Origin of the sequence: Endozoicomonas sp. ALB032 (assembly GCF_049310125.1) — a bacterium.
GTDB lineage: Bacteria > Pseudomonadota > Gammaproteobacteria > Pseudomonadales > Endozoicomonadaceae > Endozoicomonas_A.
This window is the reverse complement of sequence record NZ_JBLYNW010000001.1, coordinates 6,652,531-6,664,776: the sequence shown is the minus strand read 5'-3', so window position 1 is coordinate 6,664,776 and position 12,246 is coordinate 6,652,531. Positions and strand designations below refer to the sequence as shown.

Annotated in this window: 2 protein-coding genes; both read right to left on the bottom strand. The window is 48.1% G+C overall.

Going from position 1 to position 12,246, the window contains the following annotated elements:
• Positions 1-60: 60 nt before the first annotated feature.
• Positions 61-5,049 carry a hypothetical protein gene (locus ACO6VG_RS24205; RefSeq protein ID WP_422476043.1) on the bottom strand — a complete coding sequence of 1,663 codons (4,989 nt, stop codon included), beginning with the start codon at positions 5,047-5,049 and terminating at the stop codon, positions 61-63.
• A gap of 28 nt (positions 5,050-5,077) precedes the next feature.
• The gene (locus tag ACO6VG_RS24200) at positions 5,078-12,067 is read right to left on the bottom strand and encodes a hypothetical protein (protein ID WP_422476041.1); all 6,990 of its coding nucleotides are present in this window, start codon (positions 12,065-12,067) and stop codon (positions 5,078-5,080) included.
• Positions 12,068-12,246: the final 179 nt, after the last annotated feature.

Sequence of the window (12,246 nt, the reverse complement as noted above, 5' to 3'; positions counted from 1 at the left end):
TGGCTGATTTATGCTGGATTCTTTTTGACGCCTGAATGGGTCGTCAAAAGGGTCTGATATTCAGAGTTCGTCGCGGGTAGCCTTTTTGTCACCCCATTCGTAGAAGGTACTCAGAGTGTAGGAATAAGGAATACTTTTTGCGTGGGAGAACGACCATTTAGGTACATTTTCCCTGAAGTATTGCTCCCAGCCATTCTCAAACAGTCTCATGGTGCGATCCCGGCGTTCACGGAATTGCAGATAATTTTCATGTCGTGTCCAGCCATACATTGTGCTGTTGGCTTTAACACGGTAGGCGTACTCTTCATCGGTTTCACTGAAATATTGAGGCGCGGCAATAGCTGTGTGTTTCACATATTCATCGTCCGATTCACCCATGCCTCGCCAGCGGTTAAATTTATCAAGACTTCGGCCCAGGGGGCCACCCAGCCACTGAGTGAGCATCTTGTTGTCGTTCATAAAGAAGTCGTAAGTGAGACTCGACGCCAGAGCGAATCCGAAGGCTTGCGCATAAGTGAATCCGGATATAAGTCCATGGGCGTATGCTCCGACAGTGGCTACCGGACCCAGCACCAGAGCGGCTGTGGTCGAGGCCAGCGCTTTCACTTTTTGTGGTGTCACCCTGTGCAGAAGTGGCACTTGAACCCCTTGTCCGGAACCCATGGATTTCACTATTTCAGGCACCAGACGGGAAATGCTGCGATACCTGTGGGGATTAGCGTTGTACTGTCTGGCAAACAACACGGAGCCGGTTTTTAGCAGAATGACTGAAGCAGCGGCCTTGCCCAATGGCATGGCCAGACCGCCCACTTCAGAGACTTGTTCAATTCCGTTGTGGTAGGCGTATTGGCCGGTTCGCTCAAGATCAACACCATAATGTTCCAACCAGTGTTGGAAAGGTGTAAGCATTCTGTGGAGGTAATCACCCCTGTTGGTCAGATCCAGAAGATAGAGGAACGCCATGTTTGACAGGGACAGTCTGGCAGCATTCCAGGCGTTAGTGTTCATCAGCAGTGGTTTGTAGCTGGAGTAGTACCAGGTAACAGCCTGAACCAGAAAGGCTGAAGGTTTGACCCAGTAGTTATTTAGCTCCTGCTCAACCGCTGCAGCGTGAGCCTGCTTCAATGTGTCATGGATAGTCTGGATCAGTTCTGGCTCAGACAGGCCAACAGCATTGGCATAAGGTGTCAGGGTCTCCTGAGCATTGGCCAGAAATGCTGCCGTTCTGCGGCCATTTTCAAAGGCAATATCATCCAGAACGTAGTTGGCGATGACAGCTGCGGCATACTCTTTCATGCCGACAACAGACTCTTTCATGCCCGCCGGGCCAGTTGCGGTCACGGTCACAGGAGTAATGGCAATCCCCATGAATTGCTCAGCATCCTCATCGGACAGCATCTGGATAACCTTGCTGAACCCGGGCACCTTGATACCCTGTTTATAACCAAGGAAGTGTTCAAACTCAGCCACTGTCTGATAACCATCAACACCTCTGACGGCCTTTATGTAGTTTTCAAGTTCAACCTTGCTGATCAGACCTTCACGCAGCAGAGCTGTTATCTTTATCGCTGCAGACGCTGACAGAATCATTGCGGCTTCCAGAGCCTGTTTCTTGAGAGCGTGCAGGTGGACGAAGTCGTGCATATCGGTCAGTACTTCTAAATGCCCCGGTGTGTCCTGGAAGGGACCGCCATTATTTTCGAGGGCTTTTCCGGCGGCCTTCAGGGTATCCTGCATTCTCTCAAGGTCTGCCTTCCTGACTTCAATCTCAGCTTCCCGACGGACCTGTTCCTGAATTGGTTGCTGGATCTTGTCGCCACTGGCATCATCACCGCCCTCTAGTACCAGAGCATTCAGTTTTTGATGAGCAGTCTCCAGTTCATTTTCAGCTTCTTCCCAAGGCTGTTCTGTTGCGGTAGCTGGTGTTGCAGCAACCGGTGTTGCGGTAACCGGTGTTGGGGCAATTAAGGTTGCGACAACCGATGTTGCGGCAATCGGTGTTGGGGCAACCGATGTTGGGGCAACCGATGTTGGGGCAATCGGTGTTGCGGTAACCGATGTTGGGGCAATCAATGTTGCGGTAGCTGATGTGGCTGCAGCAGGTTGCTTGATTTCATTAATTTTCTGGCTGATGATTTTGGCTTGTTCTTCGGGGGTTTGGGTACCATCCCAGTTATCAATACCAAGCTTTGCTGCAATTTGACTGTTGTAATCCTGTATAGCTGCAGCTGTTGCTTCACGAGCTTTTTTTCTCAGCACTGGAATTCGGTCGACTTCTTCCTCGAGAAAGCGTAACCAGGTGCTCCGTTTTACGATCTTTTGCTGATTCTCAACATTTTGTTGATGGATCTCCAGTGACAGCTGCTTGATGCGCTGCTGAAGCCCCAGGTTGCGGGCCTCAAGGTCATCTTCGTTTTCTGGAACCAGATCGAGCTTACCTTCATAGAAGGCCAGTCTTTCCCGGATTTCCCCATCAGTTAGTTCTTCGTTATCTTGCAGCCGCTGTTGCTTTGACGGGCGAATGAACCGAAGGGCAGTCAGATCCTCTTTATTGTCCCAGACAAAACGCCTCTTGCTTCCAATGGCTGACGTTTTTGCTTGCACAGCTTCTCTATCAGGCTGTTCTGTTACGGCAGCCAATTGCCTGATTTCAAGAGTTTTTTGTCTAATGATGCTGGCTTGTTCTTCAGGTGGCAGTTTATCATCCCAGTGATCAATACCGAGATCTATTGCCATTTGAGCGTTGCGAACTTTTAAGGCATCTGCTCTGGCATCACGAGCTTGTTGTTTCAGCTTTGGAATTTGTTCGATTTCCTGCAGAAGTTTCTGTAACCATTTTTTCGGTTCTTCATGCTTTTGTGGATTCTGAATATGTGTTTGAAAAATCTCAATGGCCTGATGCATAAGGTGCAGTTGAATGGCCCGGCGACGGTCTGTAGGGCTACATCGGTTATTCGTCACCAGGCCGAGCTGACCTTCAAAGGCAGTCAGTTTTTCCAAAGCTTGAGCGTTGGGCAGTTTAGCATTTTGTCGTAGCTGTCTTTGAATGGAATGAAGGGTAGCCAGATTTTTTTTATTGACCGAAGCAATAATGCACTTGCCGCCAATGGTCGCCGGATTTGCTTTTAACGCTCCTTCATGAGACTGCCCTGCTGAGGCGTATACTCTTAAGATTTCATCAGTTCTCTCAATAATGCGTCTGGATTGTTCTTCTATTGAAAGGCTATCATCCCAGCCATTAATACCAAGCCGTGCTGCCATTGTGGCGTACTGAGCTATCAAGGCATGGGTTTTGGCACTACTGGTTTTTTTTTCCAGCGCTGGAATTCGACTGACTTGCAGCTGAAGTTTTTGTATCAGTGCGTTCTGTCGTTCCAGCTCTTGCTGAAACTGTGTAAGTTTACCTACAGTTTGCTGCCTGAGTTTAAGCACTCTTACTGTTTCCTTTTCACTGTTACTGTTTTTCTCCGTTGTAAGCTTTAACTGGTTTCCGGGCTGGATGAGTTCGCTTTCTTTTGTCAGCTGCTCTTTTTGCCTGGTGTTCATCTCAATCAGCTGTTCGGGCGTGTCGCTCGTGACTTTGGCAGCAAACTCTTCCCTGTCCTCGTTAGTATCGGCCTGCGCCAGGATGATATCACTGCCATCCGGTATCACTTCCCGCATACTCTCGATAAAGAATTGATCCGTCAGAAGGTTTCTGATTGCAGGTTTGAAGCTAAAGTGTTTTTCCAGTTGATCATGCATCCAGGTTGATGTAACAACCGAGGAAGCCACTTCGATCTGTCCTGTTGTGAGTTCAAATTCATCTGCTCCATCTTTAGTTGCAATGGTTAATGCCTGATGGAGATATTCATAATGTGACAGCGCCCTCAGTTCGCCTTCGCAAGCAAGTATCATTTTTCCATCTTCGTCAGGTTCGACATTGCGCTCTGCCGCTAAATCCTCCAGCAGTGCCATCTGCCTGCTTCGAATGGTGTACTGGTAGCTTTTGACCTTATCTTTTTTAATCTTTGCTGATGTTTTAGAGAGGGTGTTGTAGCCAGGTTCCTGCACCCACATGTCATAGAGACCTTCCACAAAAGCGACATCGGCCGAATTCTGTTTTTGACCGCGAAAAACAATAACCTCTCCGGGAGCCTCAGTCACTTTCAGCATTGGATAATCCTCAGGCAGAGGATATGGCTGTGTGTCATCCTCAGCGAGTACAACATAGCCGACAGGTTTATGGTACGACAGCAGTTTTTTGAGCGCTTTCTGTTGTATATCTTTTCCCAGAACATGGACCTGGATGTAGGCAGAAGTGGCTGCTGCTAAAAGAGCCTCATCATTAACAAAGAGCGACTGCCCCAGGTGCTCCAGTTCAGGGGGCTGATCGCCCGCAACAATATGACGCATAAAGGTGCGCCCGTTCACTTCAACTTTTCTAACTGGAATGGTGGTCAGGGCGACATAGTGATCGCTTGTGCCAAGGTTTCCCGCTCTTCCATGGGCACCTTTCAGCACTCCCGCCAGCTGTGTGGGATTGGCGATTTCCGTTGATGGTTCTAATGATTCGATGTCACCTGATTGAGCACGAATGGCCGCAATTGAATGCTGGTCGGTCATACCTTTTCTGACTTCAATGACCAGTTTCTCTTCTGCAAGGTTGTGGGTGAACCTGAAGACTCCCTCATCACCCACCTTGAGGACTTTGGTGTATTTCTGAGCAACGTCATTGTCGTCTGTTTCAAACTGATCAACACTGGAAACCCCCCCTTCGATGCCAGAAAGAACGTCTGTGAAGCCTTCGGAAGGAACCTCGTAGCCCGCTCTGGCTTGAGCCTGATCAGGGTAGGTGGTTGTATAGGATTTGGGTATTGGCTGCTGATCATCACCTAAAGTTGGCTGAACTATGACCACACTCTGGGTAAACTCCACCTGTCCATTGTCCGAAATATCGACAGATTTTATCTGCAACCTTGAATCAGCCAGTGCCTGTGTACTTATGATGGAAGAGCTAACTGCAACGGCCACAGCAAAGCTTAATGCATGGGGGCGAGTATTCGTCATTCTGTTACCTCAGAGCAGAGTAATTTGATTACCGTGAAAAATTTCTCATCTTTTTGTCACCCCATTCGTAGAAGGTACCCAGAGTGTAGGAATAAGGAATACTTTTTGCGTGGGAGAACGACCATTTAGGCACATTTTCCCTGAAGTATTTCTCCCAGCCATTCTCAAACAGTTTGATGGTGCGATCCCGGCGTTCACGGAACTGCAGATAATTTTCATGTCGTGTCCAGCCATACATTGTGTTGTTGGCTTTAACACGGTAGGCATACTCGTCATCGGTTTCACTGAAATATTGAGGCGCGGCAATAGCTGTGCGTTTTACATAGTCATCGTCCGATTCACCCATGCCTCGCCAGCGGTTAAATTTGTCAAGACTTCGTCCCAGGGGGCCACCGAGCCACTGAGTGAGCATCTTGTTGTCGTTCATAAAGAAGTCGAAAGTGAGACTCGACGCCAGAGCGAATCCGAAGGTTTGGGCATAGGTGAATCCGGATATAAGTCCATGGGCGTATGCTCCGACAGTGGCTACCGGACCCAGCACCAGAGCGGCCGTGGTCGAGGCCAGAGTTTTCACTTTTTGTGGTGTCACCCTGTGCAGAAGCGGCACCTGTACCCCTTGTCGGGAACCCATGGATTTCACTATTTCAGGTACCAGACGGGAAATGCTGCGATACATCTGCGGATTGGCGTTGTACTGTCTGGCAAACAATATGGAACCGGTTTTTAACAGAATGACTGAAGCAGCGGCCTTGCCTAATGGCATGGCCAGACCGCCCACTTCAGAGACCTGTTCAATTACATTGTGGTAGGCGTATTGGCCGGTTCGGTCAGGATCAACACCATAACGTTCCAACCAGTGCTGGAAAGGTGTGAGCATTCTGTGCAGGTAATCACCCCGGTTGGTCAGATCCAGCAGATAGAGGAATGACATGTTTATGACAGACTGCTCGGCAGCCTGCCGGGCGGTATGGGTTATCAGTAGCGGTTTGTAGCTGGCGTAGTACCAGGTGACAGCCTGCACCAGAAAGGCTGAAGGCTTGATCCAGTAGTTAGTTAGCTCCTGCTCAACCGCTGCGGCATGAGCCTGCATCAAGGTATCATGGATAGCCTGGATCAATTCTGATTCAGACAGCCCGGCAGCATTGGCATAAGGTGTCAGGGTCTCTTGAACATTGGCTAGAAACGCTGCTGTTCTGCGACCATTTTCAAAGGCAATATCATCCAGAACGTAGTTGGCGATGACCGCAGCGGCGTACTCTTTCATGCCGTCAACGGACTCTTTCATGCCCGCCGGGCCAGTTGCAGTCAAGGTCACAGGAGTAATGGCAATCTTCATGAATTGCTCGGCACCCTCATCGGACAGCATCTGGATAACCTTCCTGAACTCCAGCACCTTGACACCCTGTTTATCACCAAGGAAGTGTTCAAACTCAGCCACTGTCTGATAACCATTAACACCTCTGACGGCCTTAATGTAATTTTCAAGTTCAATCTTGCTGATCAGACCTTCTCGCAGCAGTGCTATTATCCTGTTACCAGTTGCAGAACGGGTAGCGAAGTATTCCAGGAAGCTTTTCAGGTCCTCTTCTTCGTACTTGACGAAGTGAATGGCCATTTTGCCCATACCATTAATGATTTCGTCGTATTGTTGAGGCCCTTTGCCCAACTCATTTCTGATCCTCTGCACCAGAATCCCGACTTCTTCCAGGACGTTCTGAGGCTGATTATCTACCGGCTCGACAGAGGAGAGTGGGAAGCTCCTTTTCAGGTTCCTGAAGACGGTTGCAATCCGGCTGGCCTGATGAAACGTCAGATCTTTTCCGACCTTTGCCTGCAAGCGAATGGGGGCAAATTCATCGTCAAAATCGAAAGTAGAAAGCTCAGGTATCACCTTACCGCTTTTGGCTGCAGATGCTGCCAGACCCATTGCGGCTTCCAGAGCCTGTTTCTTGAGCGCGTGCTGGTGGATGAAGTCGTACATATCGGTCAGAACTTCTACCTGTCCCGGCGTGTACTGGAAGGGACCGCCATCATTTTCGACGGCTTTCTCGGCAAGCTTCAGAGCAGCCTTCATTCTCTCAATGTCTGCTGTCCTGACTTCAATATCAGCTTGCAGACGGGCTTGTTCCTGAGTCAGTTGCCGGATCTTTCTGTCACTGGCATCATCCCCGTCCGGTTGTGCCATAGCATCCAGTTTTAGATGAGCAGCCTTCAGCTCACTTTCAGCTTTTTTCAAAACGGTTCTGGCTGTGGCTGCTTTACGATCCAGGACGTACCGGGGTTTAGGTCCCAGGCGAGCCATATGCCTGTCAAGCTCGTTCTCAATGATCAGGATACGCGCACTAACGTCTGGCTGAACCCTGTCAATAACTTCTTCGTCCAGCAGTTGGAGTTTTGCTTTAATTTGTCTATTTTGGTCGTCTATACTGGCGTCATCGTCATAGTCTTTAATGTTGAGTTGGCGCGCCATTTCATTGTTCCGTGCTCTTCTGGCTGTTCCATCGTCATAGACTTGGTTGACTTCATCCCGAAATGCCTGAATTCTGGCTATCAGAGCATCCCTCTGTTCAGAAAGGCTGGCGTCGTTATCAATGTTTATCATTAGATCACTGGCCAGTTTCGCCGTGAAAGCATTGACTTTTTTTATACCAACAACGTATTCAAGAGGGTGGATATGCAGCTGGTCCTCTATTGCTGCAATCAAGCGTAGCAGCCGTACTATGACCTGCTTATCATGGTACGGATCTTCGACTTTATAAGTTAGACTTGCATCAAGCTTCCTGAGTCTGAGACCCCTCTCGTCGAGAACTTCGCTATCTTCTTTCCAGAGGCTCTGGTCTATCCGACCCAAGTTGTATTCTCCGACGCAGTCAAGTATTTTAAGAACCCTGTCAAGTCTTGTTGCTTTGTCATTCTGTTTATTGAAGTTGATTCCGAATTCTTCTTCTACCTGTGCCAGGGGATCGGTCTGTTGTTCTCTGGCGCACTGATCCGGGTTAGGGCCTCCTACTTTATAGTGAAGATACGCAAGAATTTTCGTGACTTTAAGATCCCTTCCGTCCGGAGCTGCGTCTTCATCTGCCCAAAGGGTGTTATGTATCTTATCCAGCCTCTGATCTGTGAGATAATCGCCGTCAAACATTCTTCGAACCCTGATAAGTCTTGTTGTTTTGTCGTCCCCTTTATTGACTTTGATGTTGAGTATTTCTTCGATGGCTTTCAGTATTGCCAGAGCCTTTTCCTCTGACCGTTGTTTGGCTTTGCTGATGAATCCCTGTATTTCTTCAGAAATGACCTGGCGACGAAGATACACGTCATCCTTTTCATCGGGGGCTCTCATCTGAAGGGTTTTTTCCACGTCACTTAATGTCTCACGGACTTCAGGCATAACTTCAGAGTTGCCTGTTCTGATGTAATCCACATAGGTGTCCAGAAATTTAAGCTTGTTAAGTTTGGTATATACTGCTGATTCTACGGCGTCGCGGTTTGATAGTATGGTGTTGTCGTTTGGATCAATACCAAGAACCCCAGCTAGAGCAACTTTTCTGGTAATGGTGTAAAAATCCTCCATCTCGAGTTGGGTGCTCATGGTATTGAGTTGTTGACGCAGACGTTGCGCTTCAGCATTCATTGTCTCCAGTTTTTGAACCAGGCATTCTTGTTGAACGTCAATATCTGCATTGCTATCAAAATCCTTAATGTCACAATGTACGGCAATAGTTGCATAGAAGGCTTTAATTTCAGCTTCTTTTTCAGCATCTGTCGTGATGCTCTGTTGCTGCAGATATTGTTGATCGGTCTGAGTTTGCTGCTCCTTATGGTGTTGCTGAATGGCCCGGCAACAGGCTTGCGGGTCCTTTTCGTTCTCCGGGACCAGACCGGGCTGACGTTCAATGCTCGCCAGCTCTGCTTTTACAGCTTCTTCCTGAGTCTGTTCTGTTGCGGCAACCGATGTTGCGGCAACCGATGTTGCGGCAACCAATGTTGTGGCAACGGGTGTTGAGATAACTGGTTTTGGGACAATCGATGTTGAGGCAATCGGTGTTGCAGTAACCGATGTTGGGATAATCAAAGTTGCAGTAGCTGATGTGGCTGCAGCGGCTTGCTTGATTTCATTAATTTTCTGGTTGATGAGTCTGGTTTGTGCTTCGAGGGTTTGGGTACCATCCCAGTTATCAATACCAAGCTTTGCTGCAATTTGAGTGTTGTAATCCTGTATGGCTGCAGCTGTTACTTCACGAGTTTTTTTTCTCAGTATTGGAATTCGGTCGACTTCCTCCTGAAGAAAGTGTAACCAGGTGCTCCGTTTTGCCAGCTTTTGCTGATTCTCAATATTTTGTTGATGGATCTCAATTGACAGTTGCATGATGCGCTGCTGAAGTCCCAGGTTACGAGCTTCAAGGTCGTCTTCGTTTTCCGGAACCAGATCAAGCTTACCCTCATAGAAAGCCAGTCTTTCCCGGATTTCCCCATCAGTTGGTTCTTCGTTTTGTTGCAGTCGCTGTTGCTTTGGCGGGCGAATGAACTGAAGGCTGGCAAGATCGTCTTCATTGGTCGACGCTTTTGCTTTTACAGCTCCTTTATCAGGCTGTGCTGTTGCGGCAGCCAATTGCTTGATTTCAAGAATTTTTTTTCTAATGATCCTGGCTTGTTCTGCCAGTGGTTGGGTAACATCCCAGTAATCAATACCAAGCTCTATTGCTATTTGAGCGTTGCGAACTTTCAGGTCACCTGCGCTGGCATCATGGGCCTCTTGTTTCAACTCTGTAATTTGTTCGATTTCCTGCAGAAGTTTCTGTAACCATTTTTTCGGTTCCTGGTGCTCTTGTTGATTCTGAATATGTGTTTGAAAAATCTTAATGGCCTGATGCTTGAGGTGTTGCAGAATGGTACGGCGACGCTCTAAAGGGTCATGTTGGCTATTCGTAATCCCGAGTTGACCTTCAAAGGTAGTCAGTTTTTCCGAATCGAGTAAGTCGGGTCGTCTAAAGGCTTGTTGCAGCTGCTGCTCAATGGACAGAAGGATAGCCAGATTTTTTTTACTGACCGGAGCGATACCTTGCTTGCCGCCAATGGCCGCCGGTTTGGCTTTTAACGCTTCTTCATCAGGCTGTTCTGTTGCGGCGTATACTCTGAAGATTTCACTAACTCTTTCACTGATGCGCCTGGATTGCACTTCCAGTGGAAGGGTATCAATCCAGTCATCAATACCAAGCCTTGATGCTGTTACAGAGAAATGAGCCAGTAACGCATACGCTCTGATGTTACTAAGTTTTTTTTCCAGTGTTGGAATTCGATTGACTTGCCTTTGAAGTGTTTGTATCTGGTTTTTCTGTTGTCCCAGCTCCTGATGAAACTGTATAAGTTTATCTTCAATTTGTTGCCTGAGTTGAAGTGCTCTTAGTTGTTCCTTTGCACTGGTACTGGTTTTCTCGGTTGTCAGCTTTAACTGGTTTCTAAGCAGGGTGAGCTCTCTTTCTTTTGCCAGCAGCTCTTCTTGCCTGACTTTTATCTCAATCAGCTTACTGGGCTTGTCGCTCAAGATATTGGAAGCGAACTCTTCCCCGTCCCCGGGATCATCGGCCTGCACCCGGATGATATCACTATCATCTGCTATCACTTCGTGAATATTCTGAATAAAGAACTGATTAGTCAGGAGATTTCTAAATGCCGGCTTGAAGCTGAAGTATTTTTTGAGTTGATTCTGCATCCAGGTCGATGTGACGACCGACGAAGCGATTTCGATCTGTCCTATTGTGAGTTCAAATTCATCCGCTCCATCTGAATTTGCACTGGCTAATGCCTGATAGAGATATTCATATTGTGACAGCGGCGTCATCAGATCATGGTCGTATGCAAGCGTCATTCCTCCATCTTCTTCAAGTCCGGCATTGTGCACTGCTGCTAACCCCTCCAGCAATGCCATCTGCCTGCTTCTAATGATGTATTGATAGCTTTTGACCTTATCTTTTTTGATCTGTGTTTTTGCTTGAGAGGGGGGGCAGTAGCCAGATTCTTGCGCCCACATGTCATTGAGACCTTGCACAAAAGCGAGATCGGTTGGATTCTGTTTTTGACTGCGGAAAACTATAATCTCCCCGGGAGCCTCAGTCACTTCCAGTTTTGGATAACCCACAGGCACAGGATAAGGCTGTGTGTCATCTTCGACGTGAACAACATAGCCGACAGGTTTATGGTACGACAACAGTTCGTTGAGAGCTTGCTGTTGTATCTCTTCCCCCAGAACATGAACCTGGGTATAGGCAGAGGTGGCCGCTGCCAAAAGCACCTCTTCATCGACAAAAAGCGATTGACCCAGACGCTGCAGCTCAGGAGGCCGGTCACCTGCGGCGATAAGGCGCATGAAGGTGCGCCCCCCCACCTTAACCTTGTCTACTTCAAGGGTGGCAAGGGCAACATAGTTATCAACTTCGCCAAGGTTTCCTGCTCTTTCATGTACACCTTTGAGCACTCCGACCAGATGTTCGGGGCTGGCAACTTTCGTAAACGGTTCTAATGTTTGCGTGTTGCCTGATTGAACGCGAACAGCCTTAATTGAATCCTGATGGGTCATTCTGTCTCTGACTTCGATAAGCAGTTTCCTTTCTGCAAGGTTATGGGTGAACCTGAAAACCCCCTCATTACCGACCTTCAGAACTTTGGTGTACTTCTGAGCAACGTTATTCTCGTCTGTTTCAAACTGATCAACAATGGAAACGCCACCCTCGATGCCGGAAAGGACGTCGGTGAAACCTTCAGAAGGGATGTCATAACCCGCTCTGACTTCAGTCTGATCAGGGTAAGTGGTAGTAAAGCATTTGGGTATTGGCTGCTGGTCGTCGTCTAAAGTTGGCTGAACTATGACCTCACTCTGGATGAACTCTACATGTCCATTGCCATGAATATCGACAGATTTTGTCTGCAGCCTGCGATCCGCCAGTGCCTGTGTGCCAATCATGGAAGAGCTGATTGCAATGGCCACTGAAAGTGTTAAGGCATTGGGGCGAATATTTGTCATTCTACTACCTCAGTGCTGAGTACTTTGACTATCGTGAAAAGTGATTACCGCACCTCGCGAGTAAGCGACTCCTGATAACTGATGGCTGTCAATCGCTCATGGCTGTTCGCTCATGGCCGTTTCTGTAAGCCGTTGAGAGAATTTAGTTCACACTGGCAGATCCGCTAAGCTGTTGAGCG